Here is a 23,749-nt window from a genome sequence, read left to right on the forward strand (position 1 = left end):
AACCTGCCCCGTTACTTCCATAAGAAATTCAACACAAAAAGGCATTAATCCTTCTTGGACCAATGTCTTTGTTAGCGGAGTAAGCTATATTTTTATTAATCCTCGTCATTTAAAAATAACTCTTCTAAGTACCTTTCCTTTCTATCTAAAAAACCCTTTGTTATTTGATAATGTTCTGTGTCTTCATATCTGACACTTTCGATTACATTGGAATCAAAACTAAAGATGTGTGCGTTTGGATACCCCAGAAGAATAGGCGAATGTGTGGCGATGATAAATTGAGCGTTTCCGCTACTCACCAATTGATAAATAACTCTCATAAATGCTAATAGGCGAGCTGGTGATAATGCTGCCTCGGGTTCATCCAATATATAAATGCCCTTACCCGAAAAACGGTTTAAAAATAGCGATAAAAAAGATTCTCCGTGAGACTGGTGGTGTAATGATTTACCTCCATATGCTTGATAAATAGTCGGGTCTTCCTTGGCTAGTTGATCCAGATGAGACGCAAAATGATAAAAACTTTCAGCCCTTAAAAAGAAACCTTGATTGATTTTTGGCAACCAAGACAAACGAATGTATTTTCCCAAAGCAGCGTGGGATGAATCTACATCGTATATATTGTTTATTCCTCCGCCTGCTGTATTAAACCCACATTTGTAAGCAATTGCTTCAAGCAAAGTAGATTTTCCTGAACCATTCTCCCCTACAAAAAATGTTACTTCACTTTTTAAGTCCAATGTATTCATTCCTCTAATTGCAGGCACAGTGAATGGGTACGTATTTAAATCAGGTACTTCTTCTCGTAAAAAAGTAATTCTACGTAAAAACAACATTAGATACACTCCACTTTTAAATTTAATGGGTATTGAGGTAATTCTAAAGCAACCTGTCCCGATAGTTCAATAATGAGGAAGAGCAATCGCAGTGTTCTTTATTTATTTTTATTCCAGGATAAATATTCAAAAACTGTTTATCTTTTAATAATTACCAATAATTCTTATGTTATAATATTTGAAAAATGATGGAGGTTTTACGTTGACAACATCAACCTGGGTGTCTGTTCTACCAATTTTATCTTTGTTATATTACTTAATTCCAATCATATTTGTAATTTGGTTTGTAACTAAATTTTTCAAACTACAACAGGAAAAAAATCAAATTCTTAAAAATATATCTGACAAACTAGAGAAACTAAATAATAATGATGCTTAATATACATTTGAGAGAGTATTTACTCTCTCTTTTTTTACTATAAAACTAAATAATACTTATGTTTAGCCAACTACATTAAAGCCTATTGAACTAAACTGCCCCGTTTGTCCAATAAAGAATTAAGAGTTTTGAATCTATCTTGATTCAATTCAACAGTATGTTTAGTGATGAATCATTGATGTCTAAAATCAAATTTATCATTAGGTACATTTAATGTATGCCCGTTGATCTCAACTGTATCATTGTCTGTCCAGATAATATTGGCAGTTTCTTCTCGTTCATTCCAATAAATATTTTTGGCTTTCTTATTGCCTTCATTAAAGACCAACTCGCCACGAACAGCATATGACGTTGTAGCACCTCCATTAGTGAGATATGCTTTTAGTGTGTAATGGCCGCCAGGTGATGTTTTTTCGATAAGATATTTTCCTTTTGGTAGTCTGTTCATATCGAAAAACGCCCAATATACTCCATAAGCAATAACCCCAGTAAATAACAGACAGATAACAAGGAATACTCTAAGTGCTTTTTTAGGAGCTTTATTTTTCTCTTTCTTCAAGTAAGTTGTCATACAGTTAAACCGCTCTCTGTACCGGTTAATAATTATATTAGTTCTCCTATGTATAATAAAAATCCTTCTTCCGCTAAACTGCCCCGTTAGTAGCATAAGAGATAGCTGGAACTACGGCTGTTCTGTTCTTCTGCTATTCCATTCGTTACTTAAAAAAATTTGAAGCAACTATAACTACAATTATGACAAAAAGAATAAGTATCGCCGTACCTTTGTTATCTTGCATTTAGATACCTCCTGTAAGATAAACAATAAACCATTAACGTTCTTGCGAGTAACCTGTGTATTAGGTCAAAAAGACGAAATTCTCATTATCTACTCGGTTGTCGTAAGTCGATAAATCTTTCTATATTTCATCCCGCCTATATTATTAGATTCAATCTATCTTGTTAATATTCCTTCCTCCGCTAACCTGCCCCGTTTCTAAAATAAGAAGTTCAACACAAAAAGGCATTAATCCTTCTTTTTGGATCAATGCCCAGTTTGTTTAAGTACAACCTTTCACTTGCTATTTCCACATTTCATCTAATTTATCAGTATAGAAATTAATTGCATTTTTATAACTCAGTATTTCAGAGTCTGTTGTGGTATCTATCAAGCATTTTAGTAAAAACTCCATAGCTTTTTTATGCTCGCTTAAATTATATAAGGTCATTGAATAAAACACTTGTATTGCTCTATTAGTCGGGAATAATTCTATTCCTTCTAAAAAGACCTTTTCTGATTTTTCATATTCCCCTAAAGTTCTATATGTACTTCCAAGTCCCAATATTGCTCCTTCTAAATCTTTACCTGATAACCCTTGCTTAATAGCCTTTTCATAGAAAGGAACTGCTTTTGACTCTTCTCCTAAAACATCAAAGCTCCAAGCACATTGGTAGTTAATAAACGCATTATCAGGATGTTCCTCTACCATTTTTAGTAGTATGTGATTTGATTCTTTCTTCTTATCCTCTTTTCGTAATTCAAGTGCTTTTACCAATTGTTCTTCATTCAATATTAATAAACTCCTTTTCAAAATGTATTTGATAACAAGTTCATCACATCACTTTGAAAATCCTTCTTCAACTAAACTGCCCCATTTCTACAATAAGGAATTCAACGAAAAAGAGCATTAATCCTCCTTGGATCAATGCCCGCGTTTGTTTAAAATGAACTTTTTTATAATTAGGCTTTTGAATCATTCGACGTATAGGATTGAACAAAGCAAAAAATATAAGGACTATAAAATTATCAACATTTATAACTCTCTCCCCGAAAAGAATTTACTTAGACTCTAACTCAAAGGATTCTTGTTTTTCATTATCCCATTTAATTGTAACTTTGATTGGAAGGTCTTCCTGCATTACAGCACCACCCGAACTGGATAAAAAAAATCGAACCGTGGATCCTCTAGTACCATATTCTATATATTTTGTTTCACCGTTATTAATTACTACCTCTATGTTCCTAAAAAAGGTCTTGCTCGATCCGTTTTTATAGCTAAATACAAAATCTCCATCTTCTCTTGTTCCATTTTCAGAGATGATTACAGAGTATTCCCCTTTCCAGTTGTCACTTTCTCCTGAGAAAGAAAGAGGTTTACCATTTCCATTAGAAAGAAATGTTTCATTACATCCAATAATCAATAAAATAAAAGGAATCAAAGACAGTAAGCGTTTCATCATATCGCCCCTAATTAGCCTATTACCTATATTTATTCCTCTTTAAAAGAATTTATTCTTCTTCCACTAACCTGCCCCGTTTCTACAATAAGGAATTCAACAAAAAAGAGCATTAATCCTCCTTGGATCAACGCCCCCATTAGCTTAATAAGGATTGGTGTTCCTTTATAAATAAATTATATTCTTCAATAAATTGTTGAGCTTCTTCTAAGAAAGGGTAATGATTACTTTTTTCAATAATCACTAATTTTGAATTCGGTATTCCTTCCTCCATTTCAATAGAGTATAACACTGGACACTGTACATCATTTCTACCGCAAATTATTAAAGTTGGGGTTGATATAAACTCCAGCTTTTTCGTTACATCATAGACTTGTAATTCTCGGCTGAAAAAATCTATACGAATCGCAGACATTCCTTTACTAATGTTTAGACAAAAAAGCTCGTCATATTTTTCAGGGTCGAATAAAGATAGTTTCGTTCTTTCAATTTTTAGTTCTTTTCTTTTTTCTGATGATATACCTGAACGTTTCAATGTTTCATTAAGTTCTTGCATTCTGGTGAATTGGGAGTGTTTCGGATTATAAATACAATCTTTTGAGAATGTCATATATTCTCTTGCTGCAGCTCCGACAATCACATTAAATGTAAGAGATTTTGAAAAGTATATTCCGTAGATAATGCCTAACATACCCCCAGTTGAGTGCCCAGAAAATCCCCATTTATTAAAACCCAATTCTTCTCGAATAGCTTCTATATCAAATATTGTTTCCAAAAAAATTAGTTGATACGGTTCTTGTGCTTTCTCTGAATTACCTGCTTCTCTTAAATTTATCAAAAATACTTTGTTTGTTTTTGTAAAAGTCTCTGCAAAATAATCACCTGTCTGATTAAATTCTGCATAATGATGGGTAACACAAAGTTGTTCGCCTTCACCCTTTATAAATATTTCGAATACACCACGTGATGTTTTAAGTAAATTCCTTTCCCAATTCCCCAATAATATCTTCCTTTCTTATTAAACTGACCTGGTCTACCATAATAAGTTCAACAAGAAAGGTATTAAACCTTCTTCCGCTAAACTGCCCCGTTTCAACAATAAGGATTTCAACAAAAAAGAGCATTAATCCTTCTTGGATCACCGCCCCTGTTTGTTAAATAAGGATAAAGTCTTTGTTGACCTAAATCCACCCCACATTAACCGTATCATCATGAAAGAATTCAATAACATATTTCTGTGTAAGACAATAAATATATAAATCATTTCCTAACCAAACAATATCCTCAATATTACTTAATATTTCTCCAGTCAATTTAGTTTTTACACATGGATAACTATCGTATCCCCAAAAGATATATATAGGAATTGAAGTATCAAATCCTTTAGAAATTAGAAAGGATGGAATGCTCTTAATTTCTTGGTCATTTACTTCAACTCGGTTAACAATAGGATTCTCCCAGTCAATTCTGATCCAAAAAGCAATCAGGGAATTTTCAGAGAAATCTTCTACAATTGAATGACTGTTATTAGAACCTAGAATTTCAAATACTTCCGTATTCACAAACTTGGTTTTTTCATACATGATTTAATATTATTAGTTAACCTTTAATATGTTCCAAAATAGCATTAAAATCCTTCTTGTACGCGTTGCCCTTCAAAGGATTTAAACCCTCACCAGTAATCTTTACTATTGTTATGTAAATAAAATAAAAAATGGTTTCCTGGTCTGGAATCCATTTTTGTAGTTGACCATATGGTGTTACCAATTCGTTTCTCTCTTTAACGTAAAGAAGATAAACAATTACTATTCACTGTCTCAGATGATATAAAAAATTCTTAAAGATAGAGGTGAGATTGATTGTTTTTTCTTCTAGAAATAATGACTTAAATAATATATTGTATACCTAAAACAATGAAAGCCCTACCTCTCTTTCATCCTTACGGCTCCTTGTCCGTGCCAGTGTGAATCAGGATTGCAAAAATCAAGTGACTATTTTATCGAGTTATTTGATGAAACTTCAAACGTTCGTAAAATAAATTTAAATAATAAAAATGGATTAGATTGTAGAAATTACAAAAGAGGTTAATGCTCTAAAGGTGAGTTGGAGAAGTTGAATGTCTTTGAAAAGATTTATTTTAATAATAAACATATTTCAAAAAAATCAGGAAATTTTCGGGAAAGTAATCAATTTTCTTAAATTAACCTTAACAGAAACTTTTTATTTGATTTTCAGTAATACCTTTAATTAATCCCAGTTCACTAATCAAAAATTCATGTGCGTTATCTAACATTTTTTTTTCGCTTGTATTAAGTGCTTTTTCTTTCTTCATACGCATTAAATCACGTACAACTTCAGTACATTCTTGTATTTTACCCGTTTTTATTTTGTCCGTGTTCACTTTATACCTTTGTTTCCACGGCAGTAATCTATCTGATTCTCCATGATGAAAGATGTTTATGATGTGTTTTAATGCAATTATGTCAGTAACAGGGCGTATACTTGAACTCTTACCCGTAGGAATCATGACTTGCATATTACCGATTAACATTTTTATGACATAATACTGTTGTTTTTCCTCTGAGATTTCCTTTTCTTCTATGGCTTTAATTAAACCTACTCCATGCATTGGATAAACAATGTTATCGCCAATTTGAAACAAATAATCCACCTCCATATATGGTAACCTTCTTAACCTTAACATATATATCATTTTTTAGCAAATATTTAATAATATCATAATTTATTTTCCATTGTCAACTACTTTTTTCTTAAAGATCAGAAAAAGCACTAACAATAGGAATCGTGTCGGATTACCAATAAAGGGAAGGTTGATTTTCCCACGTATATTCTGAAACCTCTACTAACCTTAATATTATTATTCTTTATAAAACCTTCCTGCGCAAATAACACAAAAAGCGACTGCCTTGTTTTGCAATCGCCCCCGTTAGCTTAATAAAGGTATCCTAATAAATCTAACTTGCCATTTTCCCATTTTATATTACCTACTTCTTTGATCATAAGCTCATTAATCTTTTCATGTCCTATTCCGTAAGTTGATTGATTTTCATCGTCAATTTTTAACCATTTACATTCATTATTTACAGACTTGAATCCTGCGTTTAAGTACAATTTTTTGTTATCTGCAAACAAGAGTAAAAAATCAACTAACTTCCCTTCACAGAAATCATTTATTTCAGAGAGCAGTAATGAACCTATTCCCTGTGAACGCTTGTTTTTTGATACACATAAATCGATGATACCAAGAACTCTTATTGGTTTCCCGTTTAAATTCATTACTCTATAATCCAAGCCCACATGACCGACAAGTTGATTAGTATCATCAATTACAATGAACCTAAAATGAGGTAACTGCTTAAAGTAAATTCTATCTTTTGGATATACATCTGTAAAACATTCTACTAATAACTGCCGTAATTTAGTTTCCAATTGACCATTAATTTCATATTCGTAAATTTTTACAATTTTCAATTCAGTTTCTCCTCATCAGTTTATCATTGGGATTAAAACTTATATTATATTTTTTCTTAAATAAACCTTCCCCTTTTACTTCAATAAGAAATTCAACATAAAAAGAGATTAATCCTTCCTGGATCAACGCCCCCTATAGTTTAAGTGTACTTGTTCACAAGCTTTTTATTATTTCTGGAATGCTGCTCCTTTAGCGGTATAATCCTTAATCACAATGAGACATTCGCCAAAACAAACATAATCTTACTTTCTAAATAACTTATTGGTCCCAGATAACAATTACTTAAACAAGAATAGTGTTATTCCTTCTTCAATTAATGCACTCGTTAATTTAATAAGAGATGATTGAAATGTTTAATGATAATAGAGTTATTTAAAAATGAAACTTTCCCGCCTACCATTTATCGTGTACAGTTATAATAAAAAACTACAAGAAATAAGTCGATTGACTACAGTTACAGTTTTAAAATAGAATTATTTACGCTACTGCATTTACCGCGGCAAAATTAAATAAGGATGGTAATGCATATGATTGAAATGAACGATTGGCTTGAGCAATTTAGTCAAAAACTTATTCAACAATTTGGCGAGGAGATTGTCTTTATAGGATTGCAAGGAAGTAGAGCGAGGGAAGAGGCAAAGCTAGACAGTGATATTGATGTAGTGGTCATTTTTAAAGAACTGACGATTGATCGATTATTATCGTATGAAGTCGTTACCCATACGATGCCAAACCGTCATTTACTTTGTGGTTTTATTTCGGGTGTAGACGAACTCCAAGCTTGGGATAAATCGGATTTATTTACCTTTGTCTATGATACAAAAGCAGTTTACGGTAGCTTGGAATTTTTAAAGAAACATATTCAACCGGAAGATATCAAGCGATTTGTTCGAACAGGTGCAGGAAATAGTTATCATATGACTTTGCACAATTATTTGCACACAAAATCAGTAGAGGCAATTAAAGCTATATTTAAAAATGCACGTTTCGTAATACAAGGAAAGCAATTTTTAAAATCAGAAATATTTCAATCAGATATAGGGGAGCTTATTCTAAATGCAGAAGAGCTTGATCGACAAGTATTAAGCCGTTTTTTAGAGATTCAACAAGGTATGCCTGTTCATTTACAACAAGATACAACGTTAATTTTTCATTGGGCAAAGGAAACGTTACAAGCAATGAAATGATAAAGACAAAATTGTGCGTTTTTGAACAAATTTTAAAAGCCTTATTACATTTTATGTGTAGTAAGGCTTTTATTTTTCTGTATTAAAATTAAACGACTTTATTATCTTTGTACATATAGTTGCTTAATTCATAATAAAGTCGTTTGGTAATGGTAACATTCACTAGTGGTTTTCTCTTATTGAGCTAACCTGCCCCGTTAGTTCAATATGAAACTGTCCCAAATAGCTTCCTCCACTACAAAATATTCTTCGTGGGAGCATACAGCTAATATGCATTTATCATTATGGTAAAACATTAAGTCTTCTGGTAGTTCAGGACTAATCCAATCAAAAAGGGAATGACAACGCTCTTTCAAAAAGTCTCTTGTAGCATTATTCATTTTAAAATAAAAAACGTAGGCTGTATCTTCAGAAAGTCTTGTGGTTTCCCATTTTTTTGTATTCGTCTTTCGATTAAATGTTCTTCAATATCGATTATTAAATTATCAATAAAGGCAAGACGCTCCTTTTCAAACTCCAATAAACGTCCATCTTCTACAAAAGCAAAGCGATTACAATTCCTTGAGAGTAAGTCTATTAATTGCTTATAACGTTTGCCCTTTATATTTTTATGTACCTATATCATATTAATCTCACCTGAACGCTACAATTTACCGTTTTTTTGGGTTTCTATATAAATTCATCTTTAATATAATTTAATAAAATATTAATAAATTCCTTCTTCACTAACCTATCCCATTCATTCAAGAAGGTAATCCCCACCCAATTTTACCGCAAATGGATAGCAGTTCCCTTTTTATTCAAAGCAACAATATTTACGAAAAAGCCTTTTATAGAGATTCTCAGCCTATTAACAAAGAATATTTACAATTAATTACATATGAATTATGCTTTATTTACAGAGGAGGTGTTAGAGATTGAGCACAAACACATTTTTCATTCGATTTTCCATCAGCATACTTCTTATTTTCGGAGGAACATTTACAATCCGTTATTTTAGAACAGGTGAGCTTTTAATCGATCAAATAACGGGAATAGCCGCCGGTTTACTTATTTTAATTGCATCCCTCGTATGGAGAATTAAATCCAAGCAATCCACATAATAGATGTTTGACAGATTTACGCATACAATCCATCCTTATGAAGATTCTCGAATTTGATGATTCTACTTCATTCGTTTACTTCAATTCTCATCTTCAGACCACTCATTTCTTTCGCTTTTTATAAATCAATTCTTAGCATATTAATAAAATTACGTTATTTCTCTGACATGTCATAATAATTTGGAAAAATCCTTAGAGGAAACAATGAAGAAAGTAATAAATAAGATTAATCCCAAGATTGAAGTAGCCGGAGTGTCATTAATTGAATTAAAGAAAACAGAACGAACACTTGGCGCTACCTTTCCAGAAGAATACAAGGAACTCTTTCTAGAAACAAATGGTGCAACATTCGGAGAATGGACTTTGTACTCGATTCAAGCTAATGAACAATTAGCCTTTGCAATGGATATTGTTAGGCAAAATCAAGAGAACCGGCCTAAAAATATGCCTGATGAATTTATTTGTATTGGTGACCATATCAATGGAAATAAGCTCTGCTATCAAATTCGAAAAAGATTTATGCAAGAGCTGATTTTTCTATGGGATGATAAAAAGGGAAAATGCGAATGTAAGGCTTCAACTTTAAGTGAATTTATTGACTGGTATGTACCGAAAAAGACAAATAAGCCTAAAATCTTAGGCACATTTACAATCGAAAGTGGGAAGTTAATTGTTACGGACCCATGTTACGATAAAGATGAAGAAGACCTGCAAGTCTTACTTCTAAATGTGAAAAATGGAAAGTGGACAGCATATGTTACACACACTGATGAGGAAGCAGTACAAAATTTGTTCGTATATTATGGCGAAAAGAAACCAAGCGGGAGATGGCATGATTGCGCTCAAGCAATAGCGGTTGATTCAGCACAAGCAGGAATCTTTGATTTTGACGTTTTTCAAAAAGATGAAACAATCCCATATGAACTGATAAATACCCATGATATAGAGATAGATGAGGCTAGCTCTAAATACTATGTAGCATGCTGTGATATGACCGATACAGATGAACAAGCCGGAGTGGTTCCTGGAGGTGCGGTTTCTATGTCTGGCTATGGTGATGGAATGTATGAAGTCAAAGTGAAATATAATATTTTCAAACAGGTTGTTGGCGTAATGATTACTTTTGAGGATGAGGAATAATACAAAGGTCAGACCATCTTATACAAGTATAGGGAGATAAAGTGATTACTGATCAAAAAAGAGAAGTCGCCAGGATATGGTTCGATGAATACTTTACGAAAGGTAATCTTGAACTCTTAGATCAGCTTACAGATTCACATTTTATATTCCACTCAAGAAATACAGATAACCCCAAAAATGATATGAGAGAATTTATGAACTAGTATAGGAATGTTTTTCAGGATGATGAATGGATAATAGATGATTTAATAGAACAGGGAGAAAAGCTAGTTGTCCGTTATACCGGCTGGATGACCTATAAAGGTGGTTGGTTTAACATTCCTTCGGATAACCAACGAATCAAAGAAACAGGTATCATGATATTTAAATTTAGGGAAGGAAAAAATAGTGATGCTGCTATCCTTTATGAATTAGGGGCTTTACCAAAAAATACTCATCAGAGCTTCTGATATTAGAATATACATATGAAAAGAGCTGCATAACTAATATGCAGCTCTTTTCACATCAATTTTTATATTCGCGCCTGTATGGCATTCCAGGCCGTATCTTTTCCAAGCCCAGTCTCTGAAGAGAACAAAATCACTTCGTCACTTTCGATAATATTCAGTGTGTCTTTCACGACTTTTAGATGCTTTTGCCATTTACCTTTTGGAATTTTATCCGCTTTGGTTGCAATAATGATACAAGGTATCTCATAATGCTTAAGAAAATCATACATCATTACATCATCCACAGACGGTTTATGGCGCAAATCAATTATTAAGAGCATAGCACGTAAAGGCTCACGTGTCGTAATATATGTCTCAATCATCTTACCCCATGCTTCACGTTCGGACTTGGATACTTTCGCATATCCATATCCCGGTACATCGACGAAAAATAATTGCTCATTAAGCTTATAAAAGTTCAATGTTTGTGTTTTACCCGGTTTAGATGAAGTACGGGCCAAACCTTTCCGATTGATCATTTTATTAATAAAAGAAGATTTTCCTACATTTGAACGTCCAGCAAGAGCGAACTCCGGAAAACCATCTGTTGGATATTGTTCCGGTTTAACAGCACTCATCACAATCTCTGCTTGAGTAATTTTCAACTTTCTCCACCTACCAATGCATGTTGCAGCACTTCATCAAGTTGTGATACAAATACGAATTCTAATTCTTCACGAACACTTTCAGGAATATCATCAATATCTCTCTCATTATCAATCGGACATATAACTTTCTTTAGTCCTGCACGATGAGCACTCAATGACTTTTCCTTTAATCCCCCAATCGGCAATACACGACCACGCAAAGTTATTTCACCAGTCATCCCTACTTCCTTACGGATCGCTTTACCCGTAAGCGCTGAAATTAAGGCAGTCGCTATAGTAATACCTGCGGAAGGACCATCTTTTGGAACAGCTCCTTCAGGAACATGAATATGAATATCATATTTCTCATAGAAATCCTTGTCAATCCCAAAATCTTCAACCTTGGAACGAACATAGCTGAAAGCAGCCTGCGCAGATTCTTTCATGACATCTCCAAGTTTACCCGTCAACACAAGTTTGCCCTTACCTGGTGATAAAGAAACTTCAATTTGAAGGGTATCACCGCCAAATGTAGTATAAGCAAGTCCAGTTGCTACTCCAACCTGGTCTTCACGCTCTGCTTCGCCATGACGGAAATACGGTTTACCCAAAAATTCAGCCACTACTTTTTCTGTGACAATAACTTTTTTCTTCTCACCTGAAACAATAATCTTGGCTACTTTCCGGCAGATTGCCGCCAATTGCCTTTCCAAAGTACGAACCCCAGCTTCTCTTGTATATTGCCTGATGATTTTGATAATCGCATCATCCTTCATTTGAAGCTGGCTTCTTGTCAATCCGTGAGCTTTGATTTGTTTTAGCATCAGATGATCTTTAGCAATATGGAGCTTTTCAATTTCCGTATAGCCGGAGAGATTAATAATTTCCATCCGATCACGTAGAGGTGCCGGAATCGTTGCTAAATCATTGGCTGTAGCAATAAACATTACATTGGAAAGATCGTAGGTTTCCTCAATATAATGATCGCTGAAAGTATTGTTTTGCTCCGGGTCAAGAACTTCAAGCATAGCTGAAGATGGATCCCCCCGAAAATCGTTGGACATTTTATCAATCTCATCCAATAAGAAAACCGGATTAATGGTTCCCGCTTTTTTCATCCCTTGTATAATACGGCCAGGCATAGCCCCCACATACGTACGGCGATGTCCGCGTATTTCTGATTCATCTCTTACTCCACCAAGAGAAACCCGGACGAAATTACGGTTCAAAGACTTAGCTATGGATTTTGCCAAACTAGTCTTACCTACCCCTGGAGGTCCCGCAAGGCAAAGAATTGGTCCTTTTAAGGAATTCGTAAGCTTCTGAACAGCCAAATATTCAAGCACGCGCTCTTTCACCTTTTCAAGACCATAATGGTCTTTGTTTAAGATGTTCTCAGCTTTTCTAATATTCAGATCATCCTTCGTTGCTTTCGACCAAGGAATTGCAATCAGCCACTCAATATAATTACGAATGACCGCACTCTCTGCAGATGTTGCCGGAATCTTTTCATAGCGGTCCAGCTCCTTAAGTGCAGTTTCCATGACATGAGCCGGCATGCCCGCTTCCTTTATCTTCTCAGCAAATTCAGCAATCTCAGCAGCCTTACCTTCTTTGTCACCGAGCTCTTTTTGGATTGCTTTCATTTGTTCGCGTAGATAATATTCCTTTTGTGTTCGCTCCATTGATTTTTTGACACGCAGACCGATTTTCTTTTCGAGATTCAATACTTCTTTCTCGTTATTGATTAAACTGATTACTTTGTTTAATCTTTCCTTGACATCAATGGTCTCAAGTATTTCCTGCTTGTCCTTCAGCTTAAGCGGCAAATGTGATGTAACAATATCGGCCAGTCTGCCGGGTTCTTCTATATCAACAGTTGAATTATATGTTTCTGTTGTGACCTTTTTTGAGATTTTTATGTACTGTTCAAAGTAATTTAATAAAGTTCTCATCAAAGCTTCTGTTTCAGGATCCTTCTCTACTGGATCTTCAATAATTTCGAGCTTCGCTGTAAGAAAATCACTATCATCCTCATAGGAAACCATTTGTGCTCTCGATAAACCTTCTACCAACACTCGAATTGTCCCATTTGGGAGTTTAAGCATCTGTTTTACTTTAGTGAGTGTACCCATTTCATACAAATCATCTTCACTGGGCTCATCTGTAGAAGCTTCCTTCTGAGTAGTTAAAAATATCAAATGGTCATCTACCATCGCTTTCTCTAGCGCCTGAACAGATTTTTCCCTTCCAACATCCAGATGGAGAACCATCGTTGGGAAAACAAGCAATCCGCGAAGCGGCAGGAGGGGAACGTTTTTGTCCATAGTGTTTGCCATTTGTTGCACCTCCAAAACATGCTAATATATGTATTATTCATTGACCTTTTACCAATTTTATCGTATTTACTGGTTTGTGTCTATTTGGGACGATAAACGAAACCATGTTACTTGTTTTCCCTAGATTTAAGTGGATGTAACACCTTTCAATCAATTTTTAAGGTAACAAAATTTCCCACTCTCATTATTAGTAAGACAAAAAAAAAGGCTCGCTCTGATGCAAGCCTTTTAATTTTGTTCCCTCAGCCGCTTTCCCGTTCAGAAAGTGGCATATTTTCAATAATAGTATCAATGGCCGCTGTACGATCGAATACTAGTTGAAATACTTCCTTTAAGTTCCTGACAGGTTTAATTTCAATATTTTCGACTTGGTTTAACAGGGCTTGTATATTTTCTTCCGGAATCAGAACTACATCGGCTCCCGCTAACTTAGCTGCTGTCACTTTCGTAAACACACCGCCAACCGGCTTAACCTTCCCGTGAATGCTGATTTCTCCTGTCATTGCAACATTATTTTTTACCGGTATTTGATAGATAGCTGAGTAAATCCCAACGGCCATAGCAATGCCTGCCGAAGGACCATCAATCGGTATACCGCCCGGAAAATTAACATGGATATCAAATTTGTCAGCTGGTACGCCAATCGTTCTCAGGACAGTCACCACATTTTCAATCGATCCCTTAGCCATGCTTTTTCTTCTGATGGATTTTCCTGCACTATTAATACTTTCTTCTTCTACGATTCCAGTTATATTAACTGATCCCTTATCAACCGCATCAATAACCGTAACTTCAATCTCAAGTAACGCCCCTGAGCTTGGTCCGGTTACAGCCAGACCATTTACAACACCAACGGCAGATTCTTTCGCAATAAAGCTTTGATATCTAGGAGACATTTGGCTGGATTGAACAATCCATTCAATATCTTCATCTTTAATATAATCTCTATTTTCTGTAATGGCTAAACCTGCGGCACTCTGAACCATATTTACAGCTTCCCGTCCATTGCTGGCAAAATTACCAATGACATTAAGCGCCTCATCACTAATCTCTAAGGACACCCGTTCAACTGCATTTTTGGCCACCTTTTTCAGTTCCTCCTGATTTAATTCACGAAAAAAAATCTCCATGCATCTGGAACGAATCGCAGGCGGAATTTCAGAAGGTGTTCTCGTTGTAGCCCCAACAAGCCTAAAATCAGCAGGCAATCCATTTTGAAAAATTTCATGTATATGTTTTGGTATATTCGGATTCTCTTCATTATAGTATGCACTTTCAAAATGTACTTTCCGATCTTCCAATACCTTCAATAATTTGTTCATTTGTATATTATGCAATTCTCCAATTTCATCAATAAATAAGACACCGCCATGAGCATTTGAAACTGCCCCCTGTTTTGGCTGTGGAATACCTGCCTGGCCCATTGCTCCGGCGCCCTGATAGATTGGGTCATGAACAGAGCCTATAAGTGGGTCAGCAATTCCTCTCTCATCAAATCTGGCTGTTGTGGCATCCAATTCTACAAATGTTGCGGTTTGCCTGAATGGAGATTTCATATTTGCTTTAGCCTCTTCCAGCACCAGTCGCGCAGCGGCCGTTTTCCCAATTCCAGGCGGACCATAAATTAGTACATGCTGTGGATTTGGCCCACAAAGCGCTGCCTTTAGTGCCTTGATTCCATCCTTCTGACCAATAATATCATCAAACCGTGCTGGTCTTACCTTTTCGGAAAGCGGCTCAGTTAATGAGATAGACTTCATTCGATGAAGCTGATCCATCTCCTTCTTAGCCTCTCGATCAATTGAAACCTTTTGTACCCTTTGACCCTTTAACAAATTTAAAAAATACATGCCAATCACTATTCCAAAAAACAGCTGGATAACAATAACCACACCAGTCCAACTCATATAAGCACCCTCCTGAAATCACATCGTTGAGATACAAGCTAGTATCTCCCTAGAAAGGATGGAATAAACATCAAAAAGCTGAGCCGACTGATCAGCTTCGACAAGCATAAGAGGAGGCGCGCAGGGAGGCACTTTTCCTCCCGCTGTGGCTACACTTATGTCTCGAGAAGCTAGGAGGCGAAGCTGGATTAACTAAAAAGCTGAAGGGCCTTACGTTAAGGAACAAAGACTAAATACGCCACGTCCTGTGGCAACGTCTTTGTGACCAAACATCCTGTTGGCCTCCGAAAAGCATAAGAGGAGGCGCACAGATGTGTTCTTTCCTCCCGCAGTGGGTGGCTATCCTTATGACTCAAGCTCTATGTATCTACATCAAAACCTGCCACCTACTTTAGCGTTTGGCTGGAATTTGAGCTGAATTGGCTGGATTAATGAAGGAATCGGCCGGATTCCTACTCCACTCGGGTCAATCTCTTATTATTCTTCCTATAAAAGCAATTGTTTTCTTCTAACTCTCCAAACATGTATCCATTTAAGAATAGATAACCTGTAAATTGCGTCATTTGCAATACAAAAAAGGCCAATCAAGATTTTGATTGGCCTCTTCTACAACTTATATCTTTATCAAGCAGATGTTTTCTTTTCAACTGTTTCAGTTGTTCCATCAACAAGAATTATTTTTGGAGATTCGCCTTTAGAGATCACTTCAGCTGTAATGATACATTTTTTAATATCATTACGGGAAGGAAGTTCAAACATGACATCCAGCATAATTCCCTCAATAATGGAACGAAGTCCACGTGCACCTGTTTTACGCTCAATTGCTTTTTTCGCAATTTCTAACAACGCTCCGTCCTCAAATTCGAGTTCTACGTCATCAAGTTGAAGCATTTTTTGGAATTGCTTAACAAGCGCATTTTTTGGCTTAGTAAGGATTTGGATTAATGTATCCTCATCTAATTGCTCAAGTGTAGCAATTACCGGCAAACGTCCGATAAATTCTGGAATTAATCCAAAACGAAGCATGTCTTCAGGAAGAACTTTAGTTAACAAGTTTTTATCTTCAACTTCTTCTTTAACTGATCCAAAACCGATAACTTTTTGGCCAAGACGGCGTTTAATAATCGGTTCGATTCCATCAAATGCACCACCGCAAATGAATAGAATATTCGTTGTATCAATTTGGATGAATTCTTGATGAGGATGCTTTCTTCCTCCTTGTGGCGGAACGCTTGCCACTGTGCCTTCAAGAATTTTCAGCAACGCCTGCTGTACACCTTCACCTGAAACATCTCGTGTAATGGATGGGTTTTCAGATTTACGTGCAATTTTATCGATTTCATCAATGTATATAATGCCTTTTTCAGCTTTCTCTACATCGTAATCAGCAGCCTGAATTAGCTTAAGTAAGATATTTTCAACATCTTCACCCACGTAACCAGCTTCAGTTAATGACGTAGCATCTGCAATGGCAAATGGTACATTTAATAATCTGGCTAAAGTTTGAGCAAGAAGTGTTTTCCCGCTTCCAGTAGGCCCGATTAAGCAAATATTGGATTTAGATAATTCTACATCTTCAATTTTGCTATTAGAATTTACACGTTTATAGTGATTATAAACGGCTACTGCCAAGGATTTTTTAGCACCTTTTTGACCAATAACATATTCATCAAGGATTTCTAAGATCTCCATTGGTTTTGGTATATCTTTTAACTCAACTTCTTCTTCAGTACCCAGTTCTTCTTCTACAATTTCAGTGCATAACTCTATGCACTCATCACATATATAAACACCTGGACCCGCTACGAGTTTTCGGACTTGTTCTTGAGTTTTCCCACAGAAAGAACACTTCAATTGCCCTTTCTCATCATTAAATTTAAACATAGTTTCACCCCTTGGTATTATGAACTCTATCATGAAATCTGCAATTCTTTACGATCCAGATTAACTAATGAAGGGTATGTAAGGATTGTAACATACATTGCCCCATATAAGGTAAGAAAAAGGCCGTACTCATTTGCCAAACTAATTGTTCCTTATGTATATGTACATAATATCCATTCTTGACTCCTTTCAATCCTGGAAATCAAAAATGGAAGAGTTTTAAATCCTATTTATTTAGAATTAATCTACACTTAATTCATGAAAAAAGCAATTATGTATGTGTTAAAATATTTCGATTCTAAAAGTCGAATCTTCTCGAAACTTTGGCCCTGCAATTAGTATGTATAGTATGTATAAAACAAGGTACGATAAAATCGCACCTTGTTTTGTTATTTAATATGTGTATTAAGCTTCTACTGTTTTGCTGTTATCAACTAATACGTCGATTGCTTTTCTTACTAATAAGTCACCTTTAACACTTTCAGTTCCGCCAAGCGCTTGGATGATTTGTTCAGCAGTCAAGCCATATTGCTCAGACATTGCTTGTACTTCAGTGTTGATTTCTTCTTCAGTAACTTCAAGGTTCTCTGCTTTAGCGATTGCTTCAAGAGTTAAGTTGATGCGTACACGCTTTTCAGCTTCCTCTTTCATTTGACCTTTAAGAGCATCTTTGTCTTGGCCAGAGAATTGGAAGTACATGTCAAGAGTCATACCTTGAGCTTGAAGACGTTGTTCAAATTCTTGAATCATACGATCTGTTTCAGTGTCGATCATTGCTTCTGGAATATCGATTTCTGCAGTTTCTGCCGCTTTTTCGATAACTGTGTCTTTTACATGGTGCTCTGCTTGATGGTTTTTAGACTCAACTAAACGAGTTTTGATTTTTTCTTTAAGTGCTTCCAATGTTTCTACTTCTTCATCAACATCTTTAGCAAATTCATCATCTAACTCAGGTAATTGTTTTGTTTTGATTTCATGAATTTTCACTTTGAATACAGCTGGTTTTCCTGCTAATTCTGCAGCATGATATTCTTCTGGGAAAGTAACTTCAACATCTTTTTCTCCACCAACTTCAAGACCAACCAATTGCTCTTCAAATCCTGGAATGAAAGAGTTAGAACCAAGTTCTAAGGAGTAATTATCTGCTTGTCCGCCTTCGAATGCTTCGCCATCAACGAATCCTTCAAAGTCTAAAACTACAGTATCACCATTCTCAGCTTGTCCTTCTTCTTTGATTACAAGCTCTGCGTTACGCTCTTGTAAAGTTTTGATTTCTTTTTCGATATCTTCATCAGTTACTTCAGTATCAAGTTGTGTAACTTCAATACCTTTGTATTCGCCAAGTTTAACTTCTGGCTTCACAGTAACAGTTGCTTTGAAAATAAGAGCTTCGCCTTTTTCCATTTTTTCGATATCGATTTCTGGACGATCAACTGGCTCGATTTTAGTTTCTTCAATTGCATTAGCGTATGCTTCTGGAAGAATAAAATCTAATGCGTCTTGGTAAAGAGACTCAACGCCAAATTTCTTTTCAAATAATGCACGAGGCATTTTTCCTTTACGGAATCCTGGCACTTGTACTTGTTTAACCACTTTTTTGAATGCTGAATCTAAGCCTTCGTTTACTTTTTCAACCGGTACTTCAACAGTTAATACACCGCTGTTCCCTTCAAGCTTTTCCCATTTTGCAGACATGGTTTTCCCTCCACTATATATATTTCCTAATAATCGTTTTCTCTTAACACGATATTATGTGCAACTAGATTTATTGATCTTAGGCAGTACAGCCTTACTGTACCAATGCATATTGCAACCACTATATTATAACATAGGTTTCCTACGTTTCAAGACTTGGACCCTCAAATAACAGGGAAAGTCATCCCCTCTAGATTCCTGATTTCCTCTATAATTATATTTATCCTTTCATCAGGCTCCTTCAAATCGATTCCATAGGCTTCCGACACAATTCGATAATAGCCTTCTGCCCATCCTTCGAGATTCGGTATATTCAATGGATAAAGCAGGATATTATGCCTTTTAACCATTTCCATTGCCTGTTCGAACATGATAGGATTATTATTTTCCAACCTGTCACGTAAGGTTTTATGTATGTCAGATAAAAAATGCGTTTCTTCAACAATTGGTAAGTCTACTATATTCACTGTAATAGTTTGACCGAACTTATCCACCTCTACAATCTTATCCACTTCCTGCTCTTTTAATATGGATAAAGTAAAGGTTTTTAAAAAAGGATGTTTTTCTTCTATTAAATATTGGCAAAGCAGCCCTACCCACGGTCTAATATTTTGCCCTGCAAGTGAAGATAGCATAAAAAATTGCTCTTGCATCGTTCCGGTTTCCAAAATAACTTTTATTTCTTCCTCCTGAATTTGAGGTGATTCGACTTTAAATTCAGGAAAATCATCTGAATATTCCTGTTCGCTGCCCTGTTCCACAATTCGTTTACTCATAGCCAATAGATGTTCTAATGATTCAACTCTGCCTTCAGGTACTTGATTTTCTTCCAATAACGCTTCGACTACCGATATAATCTCGCGATGTTCATTTAATTGCAGAAGGATCATTAAATAAATATTGATGACATGAAAATACTCTCCAATTCCATTTCCCATCATCTTATTCACTATAGCTTTTGCATCTTGGTAATTCCCGAGCTCTACAAGTGACAGAGCCAATCCGATATTGATATCTTCATCTTCCGGTTCCAATTCATACGCCTGGCCAAATAATTCACGGGCATTTTTGAATTTTTTCTCCTCCATGGCTTGCATACCTTTTTTGAGGAGCAATTGTGCCAGATTAGGAAAAGGAATTACCTTTTCATCCTTTCGTTCACTTTTTGTGTTCTTCATAACAAACCGCCTTGATTTTTTTGAATTAATTGTCGTTAGTTTAGCATGCCTTTCCATGAAAAACAAAAAATCTTTCTGTTATTCACTCAATAAACAATGAAACGCAAAAAAACATAGACTATATATCTTGTAGTCTATGCCAGTATTCTCTATTCGTATTGATTGATTTCTTCATTATACTGAAGCGTTAGTTCAATTTCATCCCAACCATTAATCAGCATGTTCTTCCAATATGGATGAATATCAAATCGAGCAAGTACGTTTTCTTGTGCTCTCAATTCTTGATTAGGTAGATCAACCGTTAGATCCAACGGTGTTTTACGTATAAATTCCTTTAGTGAAGCAAGAGTCTCTTTTTCTAAGGTTATCGGCAGTATTCCATTTTGCAAACAGTTTTGATGAAAAATATCTGCAAAGGAGGAAGCTAAAATTACTTTAAACCCATAATCCCCCAGTGCCCATGGGGCATGCTCACGAGAGGATCCACATCCAAAATTTTCACCTGCCAACAAAATGGTCGCACCTTTAGCTTCAGGCTGATTCAGTTCAAAATCGTCTCGCTCGGTTCCATCTGCATGAAAACGCCAGTCAAAAAACACATACCTGCCAAACCCGGTACGCTCAATGCGCTTTAGGAACTGCTTCGGTATAATCTGATCTGTATCGACATGATCGCGTTCAAGAATAACAGGTTTACCTGTATAGACTGTCATTTTTTCCATTTTAATGACCTCCTTTTCCAGAAATCAAAGGATTCACCGCTTCTCTGCTATCTACAAACTTTCCGTAAATCGCTGCCGCTGCTGCCATGCGCGGAGATACTAAATGCGTTCTTGCTCCAGTGCCCTGTCTTCCTTCAAAATTACGGTTCGACGTGGAAGCACAATGTTCACCTGCCGGCACCACATCTGGATTCATGCTTAAGCACATGCTGCAGCCTGCTTCTCTCCATTCGAATCCAGCTGCTTTGAAAATCGTATCCAGACCTTCTTCCTCTGCCATCTTCTTAACAGCCTGTGAGCCTGGAACGACCATTGCTCTCACTCCTGCAGCAACCCTATTACCATCGATAATTTCAGCCGCTTCCCTTAAATCTTCTATCCTGGAATTTGTGCAGGAACCAATAAATACATGCTGAACCGGTATATCTGTAATTGCCTGACCTTCTTTAAGACCCATGTATTCTAGCGCTCGCTGTAATGTTTTGGCTGCTGCTGGCTTCATTGAATTTGAATGAGGGATATTCCCGGTTACTGGGCTGCACATCCCAGGATTGGTGCCCCAACTGACCATAGGAGAAATATCATCTCCATTCATGTAGATTACTTTGTCATAATCTGCATCAGCATCACTGGCCAATTCTGACCACCGCTTACAATATTCCTCGAATTCGTCCGGCACGGGAGCATATTTCCGGCCCTTCATATAAGAAAAAGTAGTTTCATCCGGGCTAACCAGACCGGCACGAGCGCCACCTTCAATAGACATATTACACATAGTCATGCGCTCTTCCATCGACATATTACGTACTACATCTCCTGCATATTCCAAAATATAACCGTTACCAAAGTTCGTTCCATTTTGAGTGATGATAAATAAAATGACATCCTTTGCAGTAACCCCATTTTGGAGTGAACCGTTTATTTCAATTTTCATCGTTTTCGGTTTGTTTTGCCAAATGGTTTGCGTCGCTAATACATGCTCCACTTCGCTCGTGCCAATTCCAAAGGCCAATGCACCAAATGCACCATGTGTAGATGTATGGCTGTCGCCGCAAACAATGGTTTTTCCCGGCCAGGTTAAGCCTAAATCAGGTCCAATCACATGGACAATTCCCTGGTCTTCACTATCAAGGCCTGCTAAAGGTACTCCAAATTCCTGGCAATTCCGTTCAAGTGCTGTCAATTGCCTTTTCGCCACCTCATCTGTTATTACAAAACGATTAATGGTGGGGACATTATGATCCATTGTTGCAAAGGTCAAATCTGGTCTGCGTACCTTTCTTTTCTTTAGGCGAAGACCCTCAAATGCCTGAGGAGAAGTCACTTCATGAACGAGATGCAGATCGATGTATAATAAATCTGGTTTTCCCGCCTCCTTGTGCACTATATGATTTTCCCAGATTTTATCCACGATCGATTTACCCACATAGATTCCTCCTCATTTTATTGATACCTTTAATTTTTTTACGCGTACGCTTCCATAATGTGAAAAATAGCGTCCTTCTGCAAAATTTCTTCCTTAATAGCCCTGGCCATTTCCGTAGTTGACAGCACTTTTCCATCTCCTGATATATCTATTGTATGTTTGCCGGAGTCCAGTACATTTTTCACCGCTTGTTCCACTATACTTGCCTCTTCTTCCATTTGGAAGGAATGGCGAAGCATCGATGCAACAGACAGAATCATTGCAATTGGATTAGCTTTATCCTGGCCTGCGATATCCGGGGCAGAGCCGTGAATTGGTTCATATAAATGCAAACCATTTTCAGAAAGACTTGCTGAAGGGAGCATTCCAAGTGAACCAGTTAAGACACTTGCCTCATCGCTCAAAATATCACCAAACATATTTTCAGTCACCAATATGTCAAATTGCCTTGGATTACGGATAAGCTGCATCGCTGCGTTGTCTACGAGCATATGCTCAAGCTTCACTTTTGGATACTCACTGGCTACTTCTTCTGCCACCTCTCTCCACATTCGGCTTGATTCTAATACATTTGCCTTATCAACGGATGTTACCTTTCCTTTTCGTTCCTTTGCCAATTCAAAAGCGAGTGTGATAATCCGCTTTACTTCTTCGCGTTCGTAATACAGAGTATCGACAGCAGATTCCATGCCATCATGATAATTACGCTTACTCGGTTTGCCAAAATATAACCCGCCCGTTAGTTCCCTCACGATTAAAAAATCCGTACCATCAATGATTTCTTTTTTCAAAGGTGATGAATCCTCGATGCTGGCATAATAACTGATTGGACGCATATTTGCGTATAAATTTAACTCTTTGCGGATTTTTAACAGCCCTTGCTCAGGTCGCATCTCCGGGGGATTATGATCCCATTTCGGACCGCCAACTGCTCCAAGTAACACGGCATCATTTCGTTTACAAAGGTCAATCGTTTTTTCAGATAAAGGGGTACCCTCCGTGTCAATCGCTGCCCCGCCAATTTGCCCATATTCAAAGACGAATTCATGCCCGAATCGTTCACCAATAGCATTGAGGATTTCGAGGGCTCCTATCATAATTTCTGGTCCAATTCCGTCACCCGGCAATACAGCAATGTTTTTTTTCATAT

Annotated in this window: 20 protein-coding genes; 3 read left to right on the forward strand and 17 right to left on the reverse strand. The window is 36.4% G+C overall.

Annotated features, from left to right (window positions below; all coding sequences use genetic code 11):
* Positions 1-95: 95 nt before the first annotated feature.
* The 8 genes from AC4G3O_RS15235 to AC4G3O_RS15270 all read right to left on the reverse strand — a co-directional run bounded on the left by AC4G3O_RS15235 (position 96) and on the right by AC4G3O_RS15270 (position 6,942).
* The gene (locus AC4G3O_RS15235) at positions 96-833 is read right to left on the reverse strand and encodes an AAA family ATPase (protein WP_151675546.1); all 738 of its coding nucleotides are present in this window, start codon (positions 831-833) and stop codon (positions 96-98) included.
* 554 nt (positions 834-1,387) lie between these two features.
* Positions 1,388-1,786, reverse strand: coding sequence for a DUF5412 domain-containing protein (locus AC4G3O_RS15240; RefSeq protein WP_491136428.1), 399 nt, complete (start codon positions 1,784-1,786; stop codon positions 1,388-1,390).
* A gap of 508 nt (positions 1,787-2,294) precedes the next feature.
* Positions 2,295-2,783 (reverse strand): tetratricopeptide repeat protein, encoded by a 489-nt coding sequence (locus tag AC4G3O_RS15245; RefSeq protein ID WP_262366023.1) that lies wholly within the window; start codon positions 2,781-2,783, stop codon positions 2,295-2,297.
* Positions 2,784-3,051: 268 nt separating this feature from the next.
* Positions 3,052-3,450, reverse strand: a complete 399-nt coding sequence (locus AC4G3O_RS15250; RefSeq protein WP_148630932.1) for a hypothetical protein — start codon at positions 3,448-3,450, stop codon at positions 3,052-3,054.
* A 139-nt stretch (positions 3,451-3,589) separates the two neighbouring features.
* Positions 3,590-4,450 carry an alpha/beta fold hydrolase gene (locus AC4G3O_RS15255; RefSeq protein WP_491136429.1) on the reverse strand — a complete coding sequence of 287 codons (861 nt, stop codon included), beginning with the start codon at positions 4,448-4,450 and terminating at the stop codon, positions 3,590-3,592.
* A 181-nt stretch (positions 4,451-4,631) separates the two neighbouring features.
* A complete protein-coding gene (locus tag AC4G3O_RS15260; RefSeq protein WP_066108619.1) occupies positions 4,632-5,033 on the reverse strand; it encodes a CDI toxin immunity protein in 402 nt (133 codons plus the stop codon).
* 623 nt (positions 5,034-5,656) lie between these two features.
* Positions 5,657-6,112, reverse strand: coding sequence for a CarD family transcriptional regulator (locus AC4G3O_RS15265; protein ID WP_175354316.1), 456 nt, complete (start codon positions 6,110-6,112; stop codon positions 5,657-5,659).
* Between the two features lie 290 nt (positions 6,113-6,402).
* The gene (locus AC4G3O_RS15270) at positions 6,403-6,942 is read right to left on the reverse strand and encodes a GNAT family N-acetyltransferase (protein ID WP_066108626.1); all 540 of its coding nucleotides are present in this window, start codon (positions 6,940-6,942) and stop codon (positions 6,403-6,405) included.
* A gap of 528 nt (positions 6,943-7,470) precedes the next feature.
* Between AC4G3O_RS15270 and AC4G3O_RS15275 the strand changes: the two genes are divergently transcribed.
* From AC4G3O_RS15275 to AC4G3O_RS15285, 3 genes are all read left to right on the forward strand, one after another.
* Positions 7,471-8,130, forward strand: coding sequence for a nucleotidyltransferase domain-containing protein (locus tag AC4G3O_RS15275; protein ID WP_192796829.1), 660 nt, complete (start codon positions 7,471-7,473; stop codon positions 8,128-8,130).
* 917 nt (positions 8,131-9,047) lie between these two features.
* Positions 9,048-9,233: a hypothetical protein gene (locus AC4G3O_RS15280; protein WP_066108632.1), complete on the forward strand. Its 186-nt coding sequence runs from the start codon at positions 9,048-9,050 to the stop codon at positions 9,231-9,233.
* A 204-nt stretch (positions 9,234-9,437) separates the two neighbouring features.
* Positions 9,438-10,373, forward strand: a complete 936-nt coding sequence (locus tag AC4G3O_RS15285; protein WP_491136430.1) for an SMI1/KNR4 family protein — start codon at positions 9,438-9,440, stop codon at positions 10,371-10,373.
* Between the two features lie 511 nt (positions 10,374-10,884).
* Here the strand turns inward: AC4G3O_RS15285 and yihA are convergent.
* The 9 genes from yihA to leuB all read right to left on the reverse strand — a co-directional run bounded on the left by yihA (position 10,885) and on the right by leuB (position 23,747).
* Positions 10,885-11,466, reverse strand: a complete 582-nt coding sequence (gene yihA / locus AC4G3O_RS15290; protein WP_066108642.1) for a ribosome biogenesis GTP-binding protein YihA/YsxC — start codon at positions 11,464-11,466, stop codon at positions 10,885-10,887.
* Positions 11,463-13,787, reverse strand: coding sequence for an endopeptidase La (gene lon, locus AC4G3O_RS15295; protein ID WP_139892829.1), 2,325 nt, complete (start codon positions 13,785-13,787; stop codon positions 11,463-11,465). The genes yihA and lon overlap by 4 nt, the downstream gene beginning before the upstream one ends.
* A gap of 242 nt (positions 13,788-14,029) precedes the next feature.
* Positions 14,030-15,694, reverse strand: coding sequence for an ATP-dependent protease LonB (lonB, locus tag AC4G3O_RS15300; RefSeq protein WP_066108648.1), 1,665 nt, complete (start codon positions 15,692-15,694; stop codon positions 14,030-14,032).
* Positions 15,695-16,318: 624 nt separating this feature from the next.
* On the reverse strand, positions 16,319-17,578 hold the full coding sequence (clpX, locus tag AC4G3O_RS15305) for an ATP-dependent protease ATP-binding subunit ClpX (RefSeq protein WP_066108651.1): 1,260 nt from the start codon (positions 17,576-17,578) through the stop codon (positions 16,319-16,321).
* A gap of 405 nt (positions 17,579-17,983) precedes the next feature.
* Positions 17,984-19,273, reverse strand: a complete 1,290-nt coding sequence (gene tig, locus AC4G3O_RS15310) for a trigger factor (RefSeq protein ID WP_066108652.1) — start codon at positions 19,271-19,273, stop codon at positions 17,984-17,986.
* A 164-nt stretch (positions 19,274-19,437) separates the two neighbouring features.
* A complete protein-coding gene (locus AC4G3O_RS15315) occupies positions 19,438-20,451 on the reverse strand; it encodes a tetratricopeptide repeat protein (RefSeq protein ID WP_066108655.1) in 1,014 nt (337 codons plus the stop codon).
* Between the two features lie 149 nt (positions 20,452-20,600).
* Entirely contained in the window at positions 20,601-21,173 is a 573-nt protein-coding gene (leuD, locus tag AC4G3O_RS15320) for a 3-isopropylmalate dehydratase small subunit (RefSeq protein ID WP_491136431.1), read from the reverse strand.
* Between the two features lies 1 nt (position 21,174).
* Positions 21,175-22,599, reverse strand: coding sequence for a 3-isopropylmalate dehydratase large subunit (gene leuC, locus AC4G3O_RS15325; protein WP_491136432.1), 1,425 nt, complete (start codon positions 22,597-22,599; stop codon positions 21,175-21,177).
* Between the two features lie 38 nt (positions 22,600-22,637).
* A complete protein-coding gene (leuB, locus tag AC4G3O_RS15330; RefSeq protein ID WP_066108663.1) occupies positions 22,638-23,747 on the reverse strand; it encodes a 3-isopropylmalate dehydrogenase in 1,110 nt (369 codons plus the stop codon).
* Between the last annotated feature and the right edge of the window lie 2 nt (positions 23,748-23,749).

This window comes from Bacillus sp. z14 (2026), from assembly GCF_058313575.1.

Bases quoted from the DNA above. Each gene is read 5' to 3' on its own strand.
- AC4G3O_RS15240 (WP_491136428.1), bottom strand. From the start codon at position 1,786: ATGACAACTTACTTGAAGAAAGAGAAAAATAAAGCTCCTAAAAAAGCA.
- AC4G3O_RS15250 (WP_148630932.1), bottom strand. From the start codon at position 3,450: ATGAAACGCTTACTGTCTTTGATTCCTTTTATTTTATTGATTATTGGA.
- AC4G3O_RS15260 (WP_066108619.1), bottom strand. From the start codon at position 5,033: ATGTATGAAAAAACCAAGTTTGTGAATACGGAAGTATTTGAAATTCTA.
- AC4G3O_RS15275 (WP_192796829.1), top strand. From the start codon at position 7,471: ATGATTGAAATGAACGATTGGCTTGAGCAATTTAGTCAAAAACTTATT.
- AC4G3O_RS15285 (WP_491136430.1), top strand. From the start codon at position 9,438: ATGAAGAAAGTAATAAATAAGATTAATCCCAAGATTGAAGTAGCCGGA.
- lon (WP_139892829.1), bottom strand. From the start codon at position 13,787: ATGGCAAACACTATGGACAAAAACGTTCCCCTCCTGCCGCTTCGCGGA.
- lonB (WP_066108648.1), bottom strand. From the start codon at position 15,694: ATGAGTTGGACTGGTGTGGTTATTGTTATCCAGCTGTTTTTTGGAATA.
- clpX (WP_066108651.1), bottom strand. From the start codon at position 17,578: ATGTTTAAATTTAATGATGAGAAAGGGCAATTGAAGTGTTCTTTCTGT.
- tig (WP_066108652.1), bottom strand. From the start codon at position 19,273: ATGTCTGCAAAATGGGAAAAGCTTGAAGGGAACAGCGGTGTATTAACT.
- AC4G3O_RS15315 (WP_066108655.1), bottom strand. From the start codon at position 20,451: ATGAAGAACACAAAAAGTGAACGAAAGGATGAAAAGGTAATTCCTTTT.
- leuD (WP_491136431.1), bottom strand. From the start codon at position 21,173: ATGGAAAAAATGACAGTCTATACAGGTAAACCTGTTATTCTTGAACGC.
- leuB (WP_066108663.1), bottom strand. From the start codon at position 23,747: ATGAAAAAAAACATTGCTGTATTGCCGGGTGACGGAATTGGACCAGAA.